Source organism: Neptuniibacter halophilus, assembly GCF_030295765.1.
Lineage (GTDB): Bacteria > Pseudomonadota > Gammaproteobacteria > Pseudomonadales > Balneatricaceae > Neptuniibacter > Neptuniibacter halophilus.
Genome location: NZ_AP027292.1, coordinates 3,336,161 through 3,352,378 on the forward strand (window position 1 = coordinate 3,336,161; position 16,218 = coordinate 3,352,378).

The following is a 16,218-nucleotide window of genomic DNA, read 5'->3' on the forward strand; positions in this document are numbered from 1 at the left end:
ATGTGATGAAAATTATGAACTGTCCGATGAACGGACCCCGCAATATCAGTGAATTTGTCCACGGGGGTGAGGTGCGTGAAATGCCTGATCCGAATCGCTGCAGCGATAAAGAGTGGGCGGAGTATGTGTTTTATCACGATAACGCCGTTACGGTGATGCGCGAATGGTGGCTGCATGCACCCTCCGGTTACTGGTTTATTGCCGAGCGGCATACCGCGACCGACGAGATTATCCGTACCTATGACCCAGCAGAGATTTTCAGCCAACGGGTTGAGTTCAGTTCGCCAGTCGAGGAGTCTGTGGCATGAAACAGTCAAGGTTAAACGCCCCGATGGGGCTGCTGATCGATCGCGATAAACCGGTCAGCTTCAGTTTTGAGGGCCAGCGCTTCAGCGGTTATGAGGGCGATTCCATCGCCAGTGCACTGCTGGCCAATGAGCAGTGGTTGCTCTCCCGTTCTTTTAAATATCACCGTCCCCGCGGGCCGCTGACTATGGCGGGTCAGGATGCCAACACGCTGGTACAGCTGGGTGGCGAGCCGAATGTGCTGGCCGACCGGGAGAACATCCGTGAAGGGATTCAGGTTGAGGGCCAGAACTACAACGGCTCACTGGAAAACGATCGCGATGCCTATCTGGGCTACTTTGGCCGCTTTATGCCGGTCGGTTTCTACTACCGCTCCTTCTTTAAACCGATGGGGGTGTGGGATAAGTGGGAAGGCTTTATCCGCGAGAAAGCGGGGCTCGGTAAACTGGATCTGGAATTCACACCGGAATACTACGACAAGCAGTACCGTTTTTATGATCTGGTGGTGGTCGGCAGTGGCCCTGCCGGGCTGAGTGCGGCACTGACCGCTGCCGAAGCCGGAGCCAGTGTGCTGATTGTTGAGGAGCAGCCGATTGCCGGTGGGGCGCTGAGCTATCATCGCTTTGACCGTAGCGGCCGACAGGCCAGCGAACTGCGTGAGGATTTGCTGGCCCGTGTTGAGGCAGAACCCAGAATTGAGCTGATGACGGAGGCGGTGTGTAACGCCTGGTTCAGTGATAACTACCTGCCGGTGATTAAGGGCAAACGGATGTACAAAGTTCGTGCTGCCGAGTGCATTGTGGCATCGGGCGCCTTCGAACAGCATGTGGTGTTCCGCAATAACGACCTGCCGGGCATTATGCTCTGCAGTGCGGCGCAGCGTCTGATGAAGTGGTACGCGGTCAAACCGGGGAACCGGGCGGTGGTCCTGACCGGTAACGATGAGGGTTACCTGACGGCACTGGATCTGCTGGAACAGGGAGTGAAGCTGGAAGCACTGGTGGATATGCGCAGCGATGGCGCTGCACCGGAGCTGGCAGCGGCCCTGCGCGATCATGGAGTACGGATTATCGAAGGCAGCACCGTTTATGAAGCGCTGCCGACCCGGGGTAACCGCAAGCTGCGCGGTGTGGAAGTTCGTCGAATTGCCGGGCAGGGCAAGGTGGCGGAACACGCCCAGCAGATCGACTGTGATCTGCTCTGCATGAGTTCAGGTTTTATGCCGGCTTACCAGTTACTTTGTCAGGCGGGGGCACAACTCAGTTACAGCGATGAGGCAGCAGCCTTCAGCCTAAGCGGTTTGCCTGAGCACCTGCACATCGCCGGTTCGGTTAACGGGGTTTATGAGCTTGAAGCGGTGCTGGCCGATGGTCAGCGTGCCGCACTGCGCGCACTGAAAAATCTGGGGCATCCGGTCGATGAACCCGGCAAGGTGAGCTGTCAGCGTCAGGTGAACTATCACTGGCCGATCTTCAGCCACCCGAAAGGCAAAGATTTTGTCGACTACGATGAGGATCTGCAGGCCAAAGATATCGTTAACGCCACCCGTCTGGGTTACCGCGATGTGCAGTTGGTGAAGCGTTTTTCTACGGTCGGTATGGGGCCTTCTCAGGGGCGTCACTCGGCGCTGCCAACCGCGCGTCTGGTGGCGAATGCAACCGATCGCAGCGTGACCGAAACCGGTGTAACCACAGCACGACCACCCTTTGCGCCGGAAAAACTCGCCCATGTGGCCGGTCGTATCTTTGATCCGTACCGACGCACCGCGATGCATCGTCGTCACCTGGCGCTGGGTGCAAAAATGATACCTGCCGGTAACTGGCAGCGCCCGGCGTTTTACGGCCCGGCCGATCAGCGGGATCAGTGTATTCATGCCGAAGCCAGCCATGTGCGCAACAAGGTCGGTCTGATAGACGTCAGTACCCTGGGCGGCATCGAGATTCGTGGCCCGGATGCGGCCGAGTTTATGAACCGTATCTACACCTTTGCGTTTCTGAAACAGCCGGTGGGTAAAACTCGTTACGCCGTGCTGACCAATGATCACGGGGTGGTGATTGACGACGGGGTGGCCTGCCGGATCAGCGATGATCATTTTTATGTCACCGCGACCACCAGTGGCGTTGACCGGGTTTACCGCGATATGACTCAGTGGAATGCCCAGTGGCGTCTTGATGTTGATATCTACAACGTGACTTCGGCGTTTGCGGCGGTCAATCTCGCCGGACCGGACGCGCGTAAGGTATTAGAGAAACTGATCAATGATCTGGATCTCAGCTCGGAAGGGTTCCCTTATCTTGCTTATCGCGAAGGGCAGTTGCACGGCATACCGGTGCGCCTGCTGCGGGTCGGTTTTGTTGGCGAGCTGGGTTATGAGCTGCATGTGCCATCCTCCTATGGCGAAGCCCTCTGGGATCTGCTGATGGAGGCGGGCGCAGAGTTTGATATCCGGCCGTTTGGGGTTGAAACCCAGCGTCTGCTGCGGCTGGAAAAGGGGCATATTATCGTCAGTCAGGATACCGATGGCATGAGTCATCCCGGCGAGCTGGATCTGGGCTGGGCGATCAACCGCAAGAAGCCGTTTTTCGTCGGCTGCCGCTCGGTGGATATCATGATGGCACAACCTCTGAGCCGCAAGCTGGTGGGCTTTACTCTGCCGGCCGAAAGCCGCAAACCGGAGGAGGGGCATCTGGTGATCAAAGGTGATGATGTCAGTGGCAACGTCACCTCATGTGAGTATTCGCCGGCGGCGGGCTGCATTATCGGAATGGCCTACGCTGCGGCCGATGATGCCGAGCCCGGCAAGCAGATTTCGATTCGGGTAGATGGCGGTGAAATGGTACAGGCCGATGTGGTCAGCCTGCCATTCTATGATCCGGATAACCTCAGACAGGAGTTGTGAAGATGAACCCAAATAGACCTGAGTCCTATGCCCGGCGCAGCCAGACCTATCACCTGCACCCGGCCACAGCGTATGAAGTGCACGAAGATGCGGCCGTAATTACGCAGTATTCAGCACAGGACAGTCTGCAGCAACTGCAGGCGTGTGCGCTGCTCGATCTGTCTGAGCTGAGTCGGTTCGGTGTTCGTGGCCCGCAGGCGGAAAAAATCCTGACGAGCGAGGGGCTGCCGTTTCCTGCCGCGATCAATCAGGCGGTGGTGAGTGAGCCGCGCAGTCTGGTGGCCCGGTTGGGTAAAACCGAATGCTGGGTGCTGGCAGACCCGCTGGCCGATAAGCCGGCACAGGGGATGCTGGATATCCGGGTGATGAACGAATCCGGGTGTTATCCGCTTTATTGTCAGGATTCCCATGCCTGGTTTGCCCTGACAGGACGGCATCTGCCGGACCTGATGGCCAAACTCTGTGGTGTCGATCTGCGACCGGATCAGTTCCCGCCGGGAGCCGTAGTGCAGAGCTCGGTGGCCAGAGTCAGTGCCATTATCATCCACCATGAGCTGGAAGGTATTCCGGTGTTCTATCTGCTGAGTGACAGCAGCAGCGCCGAGTATCTGTGGAAGGCACTGCAGGATGCGATGCAGGAGTATGCCGGGCAACCGTCCGGGCTTGCCGCTTTCACCTCCTGAACCGTCTGAATCTGTACCCGTCCGGGTTCTACCCGGGCCTAATCAAGCCAGCTACCCGAAGGTAGCTGGCTTTTTTACGCGTTATGTTCTTACGGGTTTCGTAGGAGCGGTGTCCTCACCGCGATTGTCCGGTTGGTTCATAAGGAGTTCGCAGGGTCGGTATCCCCACCGCGATTGGCTGTGCTCAATAATTCGCGGTGAGACACCGCTCCTACAACAGACAGGCGCAGGATGAATTACTCCATTCCTGAACGCACATCAGGCGATACCATCGCTCAGGTTGCCTGTTTCAATGCATTACCCAAAACAGGGTACCCCTTCCAGAGGATTGTTAATAAAACCTCAGGAAATAGTATTTCTCTATAGGAATTTTTTGATCAGGCAAAGTGATCTGAACGCTTAGGAGGGGTGCTATGCAACCTGAAGATATATCTGCGGTGATGAGCCGCCCGGTTTACCAGCCCGTGGTTAAAAACAGCCGTGCTGCCCGGCATCTGTTTATCGTACAGGCGCAGATGACGGAGGAGCTGGCGCTGGCTTTTGAGAGCTGCCGGGAGGAGCAGCGCTCGCTGCTGACGCTGGCCGATCAGGCCGAGGTCGAAACCCGACTGAATGGGCAGATCAGCGAGCTGCCACTCTCCAGTATGGTCTATGTGGCGGGTGATGAAGCCTATCTCTGGGGCGTGTTTGAGTACCTGCGCAGTGCCGGCATGCTGGCGGAACAGATTCGTCTGAGCCAGCCAGTGGTATCAGCACGACAGATTTTCTGCTGCCACTGCTACAGCATTACCGGAGGCGTTACGCGCAGCCCGGCAGTATGCGTTGGGTGTCAGCGGCATCTTGCGGTGACTGATCATTTTGCGCGAAAACACGGGGCTTACTTTGCCTATCAGGCGAACGCTGAAGATCCTCAGGATCTTCCTGAACAGATGGAGTTGAGCTAATGAATATTGAACAGATCAGTGTTCGGGTCAGCGCAGTGGAGCAGGTAGCACCGACCATCCGCGAGTTTACCCTGCGTCCGCTCTCAGGTGAGTTACCGCCTTTTTCTTCGGGCTCCCATGTGGTGGTGGAGATGCCAGGTGCGCAGAAAATACATCGCAATGCCTACTCCCTGATGAGCGATCCCTGGGATACCTCGGAATACCGCATTGCGGTGCGCCTGCAAGAGGATTCGCGGGGCGGTTCGCGGTTTATGCATCAATCGGTTGCGGTGGGTGATCGGCTGAACATTACCCCGCCGGCGAATATGTTCGCGCCACAGTGGGAAGCGAAGAAACATATTCTGATCGCCGGTGGTGTGGGGATCACGCCATTCCTCTCGTACCTGCCGGAGCTGATGCGCCGCGATGCGGACTTCGAACTGCACTATCTCTATCGGGGCAGTCAGACCGGTGCTTACCGCAAGGAGCTGGCGGCTGAATTAGGCGCGCGTTACTTCGCCTATGACTCCGATGCCGCTGAGCGCTGTGAACTGACCGAGCTGTTTCAGCAGCGCCCGTTAGGCACCCATTTTTATATCTGCGGGCCGCTGTCTCTGATCGAGGGGATGACCGGTCTGGCAGCAGAATTCGGCATCCCGGCCAGCGCGATCCATTACGAGGAGTTCGCTGCACCGCAGCCGGGCAAACCGTTTGAGATTGAGATCCGGCACAGCGGTCAGGTGATCCGGGTCGGCGAAGAGGAAAGCATGCTGGAAGCGCTGGAAGCGGCGCAGATCAACGTGCCAAACCTCTGTCGCGGCGGTGTATGTGGCCAGTGTGTCTGCAGTGTAGAGAGCGGTGAAGTCGATCACCGGGATAATTTCCTGTCGGCAGAAGAAAAAGCCTCAGGACGGGTCGTTATGCCTTGTGTATCACGGGCGAAATCCGAACGACTGATTGTTGATATTCAGGAGTAGAGCCATGCGAGTAGCACCTAAAGAGATTCAGACATTCCGAAACGATTTTACCTACAGCAACAGTCCCGATGCGATAAAGCGCTTCCCGTTTCCCTTTCCGGAAGATGACTACCGATACTCGGTGAACATGGAGCCGCACCTGCCCAAAGGCGGCGAAGGCTCGGCCTATGAGAAGTTCCTCGATATTGATGAACACTACCTCTCGGAGATGGAAGAGCGGGCGCTGGTGCTGAAAGATATGCCGCACCGCTGTCTGGCCATGGAGCATATGGATCTGGCCTGCTGGGATATGATCGAGCGGTGTATGGTCTCGTTGGCAGAAGACTACCCGGAGCATTTCAGCCTGACCCGGGAGGGCGACCAATGGCGCTGGCAGAACCACCTGCTGGATATTGATGATCAGTTTACCTTTGCCGACAGCAGCTCACTGCCGATGCCGCCACTGGAATACATGGGCCGTCAGTTGCAGGGGGATTTTGCCCTGCTCGATCAGCGGGATGGTGACCTGTTTCTGGATGCCGGCATTATCACCTGTCCGGCAGACTGGTCGCTGGCGTTCGATGCCGGCATGAGCTTCACCGAGTGGCACGGCCCGGTACCGATGGCTCACAGCGAAGGGATCTTCGAGCGGGCACTGAAGTACCTGACCGCCATTCCGGTGGGCAAACCGGTACGCCGTCTCAACTGGACGCTGACGGTGAATGCCCGGATGGACACCTCCCCCGAGACCTACCACGAATGGGGCCATGAGCGGACATCCGTAACCCCGGAGAATGTTGGCAGCAAGGTGTACCTGCGGGTTGAATTACAGGTGCTGGACCGGATGCCACGCAGTAATGCGCTGATGTTCAGTATCCGTACCTACCTGATGAGTCTGGAAGATATAGTAACCAACCCGGAGTGGGCGAAACGGATGCACCGGGTGATGAAAACCCTGCCCGCACCCTTGATCGACTATAAAGGCTTAACCCGCTATCACAGCACGGTGGTGGATTATCTGGCCCAGTTCGATCCGGCTAACTGAAACCGCGTAGTGAGGTGAAACCATGGGTTGGATCTATCTCTGCATCGCCGGGGTTCTGGAGTGTTTCTGGGCCATAGGCCTGAAATACAGCGACGGTTTTACCCGGCTCTGGCCGTCGCTGATCAGCGGGGTGTTGATTGTCGTCAGTCTGGGCCTCCTCTCGCTGGCGATGCGTACCATCCCGGTCGGCACCGCTTACGCGATCTGGACCGGCATCGGCGCGGCCATGCTGGCCAGTTACGGCATCCTGTTTCTCGGTGAATCCGCAGCACTGCTGCGGATCAGCTGTATCTTTCTGATTATTGCCGGTGTGGCGGGGCTTAAGTATTTTGCTTAGAGGGTAATAGCTATTCTATTGATGGAGAGGTTCTTAGTGATTCGTTATGGACGTGCTCAGTCTTTGTCGAACGACAATGTGCCAATAGCAGACTTGCCTGAGCTGGAGCAGTGCTTTTTGTAGACAGACTTAAATACCTTTTCTGGGGTGATTAGCGTTTAATCGAGGTTATGCCGCAGAGTGAGGTCTTATTTTTCGATTCCGCTTTCGCCTTGCTGGCGAGTCAGGGTATTTGGGCGTCCAAATACCCTGACAACCCAAAACCGCCCAAAACCGCCCCTGCTGTTTGGTTGGCTGCGCCAACTTCCCTGCGCGTTTCAGTTTTCAAATGGCGCTGTGACAAGCTTTGCTTGAACAGCTTCAGCTGGCCCGGAGGGCCGACACACAGTGTCGGTAAACTCGGTCGCAAGCGACCTCAAACAGTGCTCGCGCTTTTTCATTTGAAATCTGAAATGCTCGGCTGCACAGAAGGGGAATGGGGTGCCACTTTCACCTCAGTGCCAGTTGATTCGGTAATCCTTCCACGATCCGGGGCCAGTAAATGCAGCCATTTCAATGCTCACCGTCAGCTTATACGCTGTAGCAATCAATCCGCGAGGGCGATATAGTTCAAGGCGGTGGGTAACTGGAGTACCCGAATAAAAGTCTGTGATTTCGATCACCCTGCAAAGTGCAGGTAGTTCAGGCGGATAAATCAGGATGATGACCACACTCCTAAATTCTTTTCCTTTCTTTTGCCGTCCGTGCTCTCGCCATGTGATCGATTTGATCCAGATACTTCCGTTCTTCGGTAAATAAAAATTACCCACCCTTGGATAAAAAAACTGGAAGCTTGCAGGGCCCGATTATTAAAATCTTATAAGTCTTAATCAGCATGGAGCACAAAATGACAGAATCATGTATTTGCGGTGACAAAGCTGAAGTCGGTGCAACAGTCGAATTTCAATGTAAGACCTGTGAAAATGTTATAGAGAAATTTACTGTTAAGAAACCACTTAAAGCAGCTGGTATAGCCGCCATACTAGCTTATGGTGGAAGTCAATTTATAGACTACGCAATCACCGATAATCGTTATCCGTTGGCCGTCGAATATGCAGTTTTGGAAGCGTGCTCTAGCTCATATGAGGAACCATTATCGTATAGCAGTTATGGCTCTAAGAAGAAACTGTGTCTTTGTGCCCTAGAAGACACGATGAACGAAATTTCGTATATACGTTATAAGATAAATGAAGAAGGTTTTTTGAAAGCCTTTGAGCAGAATGCAAAGTCATGTAAGTAGCTTGGGCAAGCCCAAGCTACTTTTGGGTTAATCCTCCAAATAATCGTCGTTGTTTGGATTATGGGCATCGGCCCAGTCATCCATATCCGCATCATTATTCGGATTGTTGATGTCTGACCAAAGATCTAACTCATCATCAGACATTGTAGAGGTATCAGGCATAAATCCTCCTATTTACTTTTTGGTGGATTGTTGCCTCGACCACCACCAGACGGATTGCCGGTTTTACTTGGCCCATTAGGCGGTGGTGTTGATCCCGATTGACTTGCTGCGGATTGCGCTCTTGCGGCAAATGATCCTTTAGGGACAGCTCCACCGTTTGCTTTTGCTGTAGCTGACTGAATTCGAGCAGCAGCGGCTTTTGACATTGAGTTTTTAGACATAATTTACTCCAATTGAATTTAAAATTACTGTCCCCGCTGGGACAGCAAATTAAAGGTAACAGAGGTATAAGAGACAAATGGGGACAGCGGAGCTTCAGGAAGAGATTAAAAGGGTGCTAGGTAAGTTAAAGTGGTCGCAAAAAAGGCTTGGCCGTGAATTTTATTATGCAAAACATGATGACGATGACTCTGTTGAAATTAGTCGTTATGAAGAAAAGGCGAAAAAAGACCTTTCACGACAAAGTACAAGGCCTGAGGTGTTGCAATCCTATCTAGATCTCATTGTGCAGCATAATGAATTTAAGAAACTTGATATTATTGTCCCTATATACCGAAGAAGTGATGTACTAAGTGAAGGCATGGAGCGTGGTATGGTAAAAATATCAAAGCTTATTAGCGAGCTAGCTTCTGAGTAAGCGACTTATTAACAAGGCGCTGTTGCCGGGCAGTTTTTCCGCTGCGCTTCAAGTTTGCCGCAGAGCTAGGCGTTCAAATTTTAAGGGAGTACTATGCCATACCCAATTGAAAGAAAGCTGGTTGTAGCGGTATCCTCAAGCGCCTTATTTAATTTGTCTGAGTCACATTCGGTTTTTGTCGAGCAAGGGCCGAATGCTTATAAGAAATTTCAAGAAGAGAATCTGGATAAGGTGCTTGAAAAAGGCGTTGCCTTTCCTTTTATTAAGAAGTTCTTGAAAATTAATCAGCGTTTTCCTGAAAAACTACCAGTCGAAGTAGTGTTATTGTCAAGGAACTCGGCGGCTACGGGTAAAAGGGTTTTTAGGTCAATAAAACATTATGATCTTGATATTTCCCGAGCCGCATTTGTGGAGGGAAAGTCGCCATTTGAGTATATCCCGGCATTTAACGCATCATTATTTTTATCGGCAAACGAGGAAGATGTTCAAAATGCAATTGACGCTGGTTATCCTGGTGGATTGGTTTTACCTAGCAAGAATATTAGTGATGATGAAAGCGATGAACTAAGAATTGCATTCGACTTTGACGGAGTTATCGCTGATGACGAAGCCGAGGCAGTATTCAAGGGGGGAGACCTTCCAGAGTTTCACGCTTATGAGGTGGCAAATTCTGAAATACCTCACAAGCCCGGGCCATTAGCAGATCTTTTTAAAAAGCTCGCTTTCCTCCAAAAACTTGAAGATCGTGAAATAGAAAGAGATCGGGATTATAAACGGGTTCTAACTACCGCAATCGTTACGGCTAGAAATGCACCAGCTCATGAGCGTGTTATCACAACCCTTGAGGACTGGGGTGTAAGTGCAAATGAGATGTTTTTTCTAGGAGGAATGGAAAAAAATAGGATATTGTCGAAGCTGAAGCCTCATATGTTTTTTGATGACCAGAGAAGCCATTTGGAATCAAAAGCAGGTGATATTCCAATGGTACACATACCATTTGGTATCGCGAACAAATAAACTGAGCAAGCGAAGGCACCGGCAGCTAACGCTGCGTGTTGCTTTGGGAGTTAATGACCGCTGAGCGTCGTTAGCCACCCCAGCAACAGACACAAAGATACAAAAAAACGCCGCATTGAGCGGCGTTTTTCATTGGGGCAAAGCGGCTTAGCCGTCGGCTGTGATTTTGTCGATGAGTTGTTGCAGGCTTGCTTCGGCTTTGTCGTTTTCAACTTGGCAGGTGCCGGCTGCGTGGTGTCCGCCGCCGCCGTATTGCAGCATCAGTTCGCCGACGTTGGTTTTGGAGCTGCGATCGAAGATCGACTTACCGGTGGCGAATACGGTGTTTTGCTGTTTCAGGCCCCAGAGTACGTGGATGGAGATGTTGCACTCAGGGAACATGGCGTAGATCACGAAGCGGTTGCCGGCGTAGATGACCTCTTCGTTGCGCAGGTCGAGGACGACCAGATTGCCGTGTACGGTGGCGCAGCGTTTGATCTGGTCTTTGAATTTCACTTCCTGTTCAAAGTAGAGTTCTACACGCTCCTGTACATCCGGCAGTTGCAGGATCTCTTCGATGCTGTGGTTTTTACAGTAATCGATCAGATCCATCATCAGGTTGTAGTTGGAGATGCGGAACTCGCGGAAACGGCCCAGACCGGTTCGAGCATCCATCAGGAAGTTGAGCAGTTCCCAGTTTTTCGGGTTCAGCACTTCTTCGCGGTTGTACTGGGCGGAGTCGCCTTTGTCGACCGCCTCCATCATCTCATCCCACTCGGCCGGGAAGGCATCGTGGCCGCCGTAGTGGCGCCATACCACACGTGCCGCTGAGGGTGCGTCCGGGTCGATAATATGGTTGTCAGGCTGGCCGCTGTTACGCAGGGTTTCAGACAGGTGGTGGTCGAACACCAGATGGGCACTGGCTACGTAGGGCAGGTTGGTGGTGATATCGGCAGATGTGATGTCGATCGAGCCATCCTGCATATCCTTGGGATGGACAAACTTGATGTCGTCGATCAGATCAAGGTGTTTCAATAAGACCGCACACACCAGGCCATCAAAGTCGCTTCGGGTAACCAGGCGGAATTTTTCTACTGACATACATCTATTCCTTTAATTCTGAATTCTGAGGGTCTTCCAGCGCTACTGCATAGATAGAAAAGTATAGTAGAGAGAGGACAAGGGCAAGGGCAATTGACCGGTGACAATGGATGGTCTGATTCAGTGGCGTCGTGCGGGCACAGAAAAGGTGCAGGGCGCGCGGGCCCTGCCTCTGGTTACTTCAGTTTGATGGCAAAATGCTTAAAGATTTTTTGTTTAATCTCCCAGGTGCCAACAAAGTCCGCTTCCAGCATCAGCGCATCGCCGGCTTTGATGGTTTTGGGCTCGCCGCCATCGGGGGTGATGACCGCTTCACCTTCAATAATATGGATAAACTCCCAACTGGCGTAGGTGGCATGGTAGGTGCCGGGGGTGGCTTCCCAGCAACCGGTGATCATCGATTCGTCGGGGCTGGTGTACTCAATCCAGGTTTTCATGCCGGGGTTACCGGCGATGACTTTCCAGCCATCCAGATCGGCAGTCATGGGTTCAACAGAACAGTCTGTCATTGTGGTGAGTGTAGTCATTAGGTTCAGTGCTCCTGAAAGTAAACGCTCCCGCCGGGTGACGGGAGCGTGAGGCATTTAACCGGCTGCGGAAATTTCGCTTTTATCGGAGAGGTAGGCTTCCAGTGAGTCGTCCAGCGCATCGATCCATGGCGTGTGGTGCGGTGGCGACATGGTGCCGGTCATCAGTGAGCGGTAGGAGTGATCACGGAAGGTCATAATGTTTTCCTTCTTGTGATGTTTCCACTCAAGGAAGGTCTGGTTAACGGCGGCGATATCGAAGCTCGGGTAATCGGTGGCATCAATCAGTTCCTGAATGTAATCACCCTGATAGGTGTACATCTCTTCCGCGGTTTCCAGCTCCAGTTCACGTTCGCGCCACTGCATGCTGTGAGCGGTCATCTCGGCTTTGGTCTCGGGTAATTGAATCCGGCCGAGGATGATGTCGCGCACATACCAGGCCTGAGCATCAAACATGTTGAAGGTGTACCACTGATCCTGCATGCCCAGATAGAACAGTTTAGGGTTGTGCTCCCAGACTACCCCTTTGTAGAGGTCGAGCGGCCAGAGGCGGTTATCGGTCTTCAGGCGCAGGCTCTCGTCAAGGAACGGGAAGTGGTGCAAGTAACCGGTGCAGAGAATGATGGCGTCGACTTTGCGGCTGGTGCCATCGGCAAAGTAGGCGGTGTCGGTATCCACCCGCAGCAGGTTGGGTTTTTCATCCCAGTTTTCCGGCCATTTGTAGCCCATCGGGCTGCTGCGATAACAGCTGATCAGGCTGCGTGCGCCGTATTTATAACACTGGGAACCGATATCTTCCGCCGAATAGCTGCTGCCAACCAGCAACACGTCTTTATCTTTAAACTCCAGCGCATCGCGGAAATCATGGGCATGCAGAATGCGCCCGCCAAAGCCTTCGAAGCCTTCAAAGTAAGGGACGTTGGGGGTGGAGAAGTGGCCGGAGGCGCAGATAACGTAATCAAACTCTTCGGCGTATACGGTGTCGTTGCTGTGATCGTGTACGGTTACGGTGAACATCTCAGTGTCGGCATCGTACTCCACATTTCGCACCGGGGTGTTGAAGCGGATGTAATCGCGGACACCGGCTTTCTCTACCCGGCCCTTGATGTAATCCCAGAGCACTTCGCGAGGCGGGTAGGAGGCGATCGGTTTACCGAAATGTTCATCGAAACTGTAATCTGCAAACTCCAGACACTCTTTAGGTCCGTTGGACCAGAGGTAGCGGTACATGCTGCAATGAACCGGTTCGCCGTTTTCATCCAGCCCGGTGCGCCAGGTATAGTTCCACAGGCCGCCCCAGTCCGATTGTTTTTCAAAGCAGACCAGTTCAGGAATTTCAGCGCCTTTAGCCTGGGCTGACTGGAAAGCGCGCAGTTGAGCAAGCCCGCTGGGGCCGGCACCGATAATCGCGATACGTGTAGTCATAGGTCACTCCATAATTGTTTTTCTAAATCAATCAGGAAGCTGCGTATAGCAGCGTTATGACCTAACGGTAGAGGGCTTTACCCGGTAGAAAAATTCCCATGATTGGGTAAGCAAAACGGGGTAATCCGGTTACCCCGGGCTTAATGACACTCCAGAATGATGCCTTCAACGCCAAGCACCATGCCGCTTTCAGAGTAGAGGCCGCAGCCTTTATCACGCACCCGGATCTGTACCCCGTCTGCTCGGGTCAGGCGATATTCCAGATCAAAACTCTGTTGTGATTGCAGCGCGGCCTGTACCGCTTCCCAGACATAATCGGCATCGTTCGGGTGAATCATGGAACCGAGGCTGATCTGAGACTGATTCAGCAGGCTTTCTGCCGGGTAGCCGGTGAGCAGTTCGCAGCCGCTGCTGACATATTCCATAGTCCAACTGGCGTTATTACGTGAGCGATAGAGCATCGCCGGGAGACGATCGACCAGGCTCTGCAGGCTGCGGTGGCTGGCATCACGGGTCTGCTCATTACGTACCTGAGGCGTTATATCGCAAAGGGTGGCTGATAGAGGGTAGGGCTCAGGCGGGTTGATGGGTTGTAAGCGCATTTCGCACCAGCGTATCTCGCCGGAATGATGCAGCAGGCGCAGCCAGCCCGGGCCGGGGACTGTTCGGGTATCTGCGGTAAACAGCCGGTTCCAGAGGGGAATGTCTTCAGGGTGGAGAAAATCGGCAAAGGTACGCTGCAGTGTGTCGTTGCGCGGGTAGCCGGTAATCCTTTCCCAACTGGCATTAACGCTGCTGATCTGCTGCGCGTGGTCGATTACCATCACCACATCACTGAGACTGTCCAGCAGGGTTTGCAGTTGGCTGCTGTCCTCTGCCGGAACTTTTCTGCCGGGCCACTTAAGCAGGTTCATAATGAGTCTCCTCAGTTCAACTGGTCTTGCGGCAGGTTCTGGTGTGCCCAGGCTGCCAGCTCCAGTCGGGAGTGCATGTTCAGTTTGCGCAGCAGGTTCTTTACGTACACCTTAACGGTGCCGTCACTGATGCCCAGTTCGCGGGCGATCAGTTTATTGTTGAGTCCCCGGGCGATCAGGAACAGGGTTTCCCGCTCGCGCTCAGTCATCTCTTCAAACACGGCGTTCTTCTGGCTCGATTCTTCGGCGTGGTGCTGCCGTATATGGGTGGCAATTGAGGTAATGGCATCGGCATTGAGCGCAGTCTTGCCCTCGGCAACGGCGAGCAGGTGGTCGAGAATCTCATCCGGTGGGGTATCTTTCTGCAGGTAGCCATTGGCACCAAAGCGCAGCGCTTCGAGCAGCTTATCCTGATCATTGCAGGCGGTGATAATAATGATTTTAAGGTCGTCGTCGCATTCGCGGATCTGCTGCAATAGTTCCAGACCGGTCTGATCCGGCATCTGCAGATCCAGCAGGAGGATATCCGGGTCATCCGTTTGCAGATTGTCCAGCAGGCTGAAGCCATTGTCATATTCGGCGGTGACGCGCATCTGGTCACTGTCGTTTACCAGCTCAACCACACCACGGCGGAAAAGAGGGTGGTCATCCACCACTACAATCGAGATCGGCTTGTCACTCATTTTCCTCTCCAGCATCTAAATTCAGTAAGGTCCGGGTGCCGCCGCCGGGACGGGGTTCTATGCGCAGTTCGGCATTTATCCGTTCGGCCCGTTCATGCATGATCTGGATGCCGAAGCTGTCGTTACGGGCGGCATCAGGGTTAATGCCCTGTCCGTTGTCTTCGATCAGAATCTGCAGATAACGGTTGTTACGCAGCGTCATGCTGACCCGGGCGTGAGAAGCGTGGGAGTGGCGGACTATATTGCTCAGGCTCTCGCGGATGATATAAAGCACCTGCATCGACTGTCTGGCCGTCAGCAGGTTCAGTTGTACCCGGTTGTCCAGTTCAAAGACGATCCCCGATTGCTGTTCAAACTCGCGAATCGAGTTGATCACCCCTTCAGACAGGCTTTCCGATTGCAGGGTCAGGCGGGAGGAGGTGATCAGCTCCCGCGCCTGACGGTAAGCGCAGTGGGTGTAGGCGGCCAGATCTTCGGTAATCGGTTTCAGCTCCGCATAGTCGGGCTGCTGGCAGAGTTTATCGAGCCGGGCGCTTTTCAGGCGCAGATAGCCGAGTACCTGAGCCAGAGAGTCGTGCAGTTCGGCTGCGTAAATGGCGCGTTCGGCTTTAAGTGCCGCCTGAACTTTTTCTTCACGCTGATACCAGGCGCCAATCCCTCTCTTCAGCGCCTGCTCTATGGGGCTGGTTCGCCAGATCAGTTGCTGCTCGCCCGGCGCTTCACCACGAAAGGTATAGAGCAGCCAGATCTCCTGATTGCCGGTTTTCAGCAGCGGCTGTGGGTCAACGGTCAACTCAGAATCCTGCAGGGGAAGTTTGAAACGTGTGGCCGGCGTGGTCTTGCTCAGGGTAAAGGTGCGATGTAACTGCTGAATCAACCTCGCGGCTGGTGGTTGTTCATCGGCATGGTGGAGAAAGGATTCTGCGGTCAGTGAATTACTGAACAGCACCAGCAGGCGGGCATCGGGCTGCGCCGGTAATCGCTGTTGTAACTGTTGCTGGCAGCGGCGAATCACCCCGGGCAGGGTTTCGCTGATCTCATTGGCCGTTGCCAGTTCAAATGCCAGATCATCCAGCGTTGATTCCTGCGCCGCAGGAGATCCCGTCGGTTGTGAGCGGCTTAAACCAAACAGGCCTGCGATGCCCGGCCAGCTCCTGAAGTTAATCCCCATCTTGCGGTTGTCTCCTGTTAACGGAACATTCACTGCATTTGAAGAAGTTAAAACCTGTTCAGCAGTTTTCATGCCATTTTCCGTGCCAGATAACGACTTATCCCTAATGGGGTATCTCTGATGGAGGATTGTCCCAAAAATACTGATGGTAAATATTTATTAGCAACAGGAAAG

18 protein-coding genes are annotated in these 16,218 nt (G+C 53.7%); 10 read left to right on the plus strand and 8 right to left on the minus strand.

The window, feature by feature from the left end; genetic code table 11:
- Positions 1 to 5: 5 nt before the first annotated feature.
- The 8 genes from QUD59_RS15605 (at position 6) to QUD59_RS15640 (ending at position 8,428) form a co-directional block, all read left to right on the plus strand.
- Positions 6 to 308, plus strand: a complete 303-nt coding sequence (locus QUD59_RS15605; RefSeq protein WP_286238106.1) for a sarcosine oxidase subunit delta — start codon at positions 6 to 8, stop codon at positions 306 to 308.
- Positions 305 to 3,205, plus strand: coding sequence for an FAD-dependent oxidoreductase (locus QUD59_RS15610; RefSeq protein ID WP_286238108.1), 2,901 nt, complete (start codon positions 305 to 307; stop codon positions 3,203 to 3,205). Before QUD59_RS15605 ends, QUD59_RS15610 begins: the two co-directional genes overlap by 4 nt.
- Positions 3,206 to 3,207: 2 nt before the next feature.
- Positions 3,208 to 3,888 carry a sarcosine oxidase subunit gamma gene (locus QUD59_RS15615; protein WP_286238110.1) on the plus strand — a complete coding sequence of 227 codons (681 nt, stop codon included), beginning with the start codon at positions 3,208 to 3,210 and terminating at the stop codon, positions 3,886 to 3,888.
- 413 nt (positions 3,889 to 4,301) lie between these two features.
- Positions 4,302 to 4,832 (plus strand): dimethylamine monooxygenase subunit DmmA family protein, encoded by a 531-nt coding sequence (locus QUD59_RS15620; protein WP_286238111.1) that lies wholly within the window; start codon positions 4,302 to 4,304, stop codon positions 4,830 to 4,832.
- On the plus strand, positions 4,832 to 5,788 hold the full coding sequence (locus QUD59_RS15625) for a PDR/VanB family oxidoreductase (RefSeq protein ID WP_286238113.1): 957 nt from the start codon (positions 4,832 to 4,834) through the stop codon (positions 5,786 to 5,788). Before QUD59_RS15620 ends, QUD59_RS15625 begins: the two co-directional genes overlap by 1 nt.
- A gap of 4 nt (positions 5,789 to 5,792) precedes the next feature.
- Complete coding sequence (locus QUD59_RS15630; RefSeq protein WP_286238114.1) at positions 5,793 to 6,812, plus strand: heme-dependent oxidative N-demethylase family protein; 1,020 nt, start codon at positions 5,793 to 5,795, stop codon at positions 6,810 to 6,812.
- Positions 6,813 to 6,834: 22 nt separating this feature from the next.
- Positions 6,835 to 7,149 (plus strand): DMT family transporter, encoded by a 315-nt coding sequence (locus QUD59_RS15635; protein ID WP_286238116.1) that lies wholly within the window; start codon positions 6,835 to 6,837, stop codon positions 7,147 to 7,149.
- 886 nt (positions 7,150 to 8,035) lie between these two features.
- On the plus strand, positions 8,036 to 8,428 hold the full coding sequence (locus QUD59_RS15640; protein ID WP_286238118.1) for a hypothetical protein: 393 nt from the start codon (positions 8,036 to 8,038) through the stop codon (positions 8,426 to 8,428).
- 27 nt (positions 8,429 to 8,455) lie between these two features.
- Here QUD59_RS15640 and QUD59_RS15645 read toward each other — a convergent pair whose 3' ends face one another.
- A complete protein-coding gene (locus QUD59_RS15645; RefSeq protein ID WP_286238120.1) occupies positions 8,456 to 8,590 on the minus strand; it encodes a hypothetical protein in 135 nt (44 codons plus the stop codon).
- A gap of 8 nt (positions 8,591 to 8,598) precedes the next feature.
- Positions 8,599 to 8,811, minus strand: coding sequence for a hypothetical protein (locus QUD59_RS15650; protein WP_206558322.1), 213 nt, complete (start codon positions 8,809 to 8,811; stop codon positions 8,599 to 8,601).
- A 77-nt stretch (positions 8,812 to 8,888) separates the two neighbouring features.
- On the opposite strand from QUD59_RS15650, the gene QUD59_RS15655 reads away from it, so the two are divergent.
- Together QUD59_RS15655 and QUD59_RS15660 are read left to right on the plus strand one after the other, a co-directional pair.
- Entirely contained in the window at positions 8,889 to 9,227 is a 339-nt protein-coding gene (locus QUD59_RS15655) for a hypothetical protein (protein WP_286238121.1), read from the plus strand.
- A gap of 93 nt (positions 9,228 to 9,320) precedes the next feature.
- On the plus strand, positions 9,321 to 10,244 hold the full coding sequence (locus QUD59_RS15660) for a 5'-nucleotidase (protein WP_286238122.1): 924 nt from the start codon (positions 9,321 to 9,323) through the stop codon (positions 10,242 to 10,244).
- Between the two features lie 147 nt (positions 10,245 to 10,391).
- Here QUD59_RS15660 and QUD59_RS15665 read toward each other — a convergent pair whose 3' ends face one another.
- The 6 genes from QUD59_RS15665 to QUD59_RS15690 all read right to left on the minus strand — a co-directional run bounded on the left by QUD59_RS15665 (position 10,392) and on the right by QUD59_RS15690 (position 16,116).
- On the minus strand, positions 10,392 to 11,324 hold the full coding sequence (locus QUD59_RS15665) for an exopolyphosphatase (protein WP_286238123.1): 933 nt from the start codon (positions 11,322 to 11,324) through the stop codon (positions 10,392 to 10,394).
- Positions 11,325 to 11,500: 176 nt separating this feature from the next.
- Positions 11,501 to 11,851: a cupin domain-containing protein gene (locus QUD59_RS15670; protein WP_286238124.1), complete on the minus strand. Its 351-nt coding sequence runs from the start codon at positions 11,849 to 11,851 to the stop codon at positions 11,501 to 11,503.
- 57 nt (positions 11,852 to 11,908) lie between these two features.
- The gene (locus tag QUD59_RS15675; protein ID WP_286238126.1) at positions 11,909 to 13,276 is read right to left on the minus strand and encodes a trimethylamine monooxygenase; all 1,368 of its coding nucleotides are present in this window, start codon (positions 13,274 to 13,276) and stop codon (positions 11,909 to 11,911) included.
- A gap of 140 nt (positions 13,277 to 13,416) precedes the next feature.
- Positions 13,417 to 14,190, minus strand: a complete 774-nt coding sequence (locus QUD59_RS15680) for a PAS domain-containing protein (protein WP_286238127.1) — start codon at positions 14,188 to 14,190, stop codon at positions 13,417 to 13,419.
- Positions 14,191 to 14,201: 11 nt separating this feature from the next.
- Positions 14,202 to 14,873 carry a response regulator gene (locus QUD59_RS15685; RefSeq protein WP_286238128.1) on the minus strand — a complete coding sequence of 224 codons (672 nt, stop codon included), beginning with the start codon at positions 14,871 to 14,873 and terminating at the stop codon, positions 14,202 to 14,204.
- A complete protein-coding gene (locus tag QUD59_RS15690) occupies positions 14,866 to 16,116 on the minus strand; it encodes a sensor histidine kinase (RefSeq protein ID WP_286238129.1) in 1,251 nt (416 codons plus the stop codon). The genes QUD59_RS15685 and QUD59_RS15690 overlap by 8 nt, the downstream gene beginning before the upstream one ends.
- Positions 16,117 to 16,218 lie beyond the last annotated feature (102 nt).

Bases quoted from the DNA above. Each gene is read 5' to 3' on its own strand.
- QUD59_RS15605 (WP_286238106.1), top strand. From the start codon at position 6: ATGAAAATTATGAACTGTCCGATGAACGGACCCCGCAATATCAGTGAA.
- QUD59_RS15610 (WP_286238108.1), top strand. From the start codon at position 305: ATGAAACAGTCAAGGTTAAACGCCCCGATGGGGCTGCTGATCGATCGC.
- QUD59_RS15615 (WP_286238110.1), top strand. From the start codon at position 3,208: ATGAACCCAAATAGACCTGAGTCCTATGCCCGGCGCAGCCAGACCTAT.
- QUD59_RS15620 (WP_286238111.1), top strand. From the start codon at position 4,302: ATGCAACCTGAAGATATATCTGCGGTGATGAGCCGCCCGGTTTACCAG.
- QUD59_RS15625 (WP_286238113.1), top strand. From the start codon at position 4,832: ATGAATATTGAACAGATCAGTGTTCGGGTCAGCGCAGTGGAGCAGGTA.
- QUD59_RS15630 (WP_286238114.1), top strand. From the start codon at position 5,793: ATGCGAGTAGCACCTAAAGAGATTCAGACATTCCGAAACGATTTTACC.
- QUD59_RS15635 (WP_286238116.1), top strand. From the start codon at position 6,835: ATGGGTTGGATCTATCTCTGCATCGCCGGGGTTCTGGAGTGTTTCTGG.
- QUD59_RS15640 (WP_286238118.1), top strand. From the start codon at position 8,036: ATGACAGAATCATGTATTTGCGGTGACAAAGCTGAAGTCGGTGCAACA.
- QUD59_RS15645 (WP_286238120.1), bottom strand. From the start codon at position 8,590: ATGCCTGATACCTCTACAATGTCTGATGATGAGTTAGATCTTTGGTCA.
- QUD59_RS15650 (WP_206558322.1), bottom strand. From the start codon at position 8,811: ATGTCTAAAAACTCAATGTCAAAAGCCGCTGCTGCTCGAATTCAGTCA.
- QUD59_RS15655 (WP_286238121.1), top strand. From the start codon at position 8,889: ATGGGGACAGCGGAGCTTCAGGAAGAGATTAAAAGGGTGCTAGGTAAG.
- QUD59_RS15660 (WP_286238122.1), top strand. From the start codon at position 9,321: ATGCCATACCCAATTGAAAGAAAGCTGGTTGTAGCGGTATCCTCAAGC.
- QUD59_RS15665 (WP_286238123.1), bottom strand. From the start codon at position 11,324: ATGTCAGTAGAAAAATTCCGCCTGGTTACCCGAAGCGACTTTGATGGC.
- QUD59_RS15670 (WP_286238124.1), bottom strand. From the start codon at position 11,851: ATGACTACACTCACCACAATGACAGACTGTTCTGTTGAACCCATGACT.
- QUD59_RS15675 (WP_286238126.1), bottom strand. From the start codon at position 13,276: ATGACTACACGTATCGCGATTATCGGTGCCGGCCCCAGCGGGCTTGCT.
- QUD59_RS15680 (WP_286238127.1), bottom strand. From the start codon at position 14,190: ATGAACCTGCTTAAGTGGCCCGGCAGAAAAGTTCCGGCAGAGGACAGC.
- QUD59_RS15685 (WP_286238128.1), bottom strand. From the start codon at position 14,873: ATGAGTGACAAGCCGATCTCGATTGTAGTGGTGGATGACCACCCTCTT.
- QUD59_RS15690 (WP_286238129.1), bottom strand. From the start codon at position 16,116: ATGAAAACTGCTGAACAGGTTTTAACTTCTTCAAATGCAGTGAATGTT.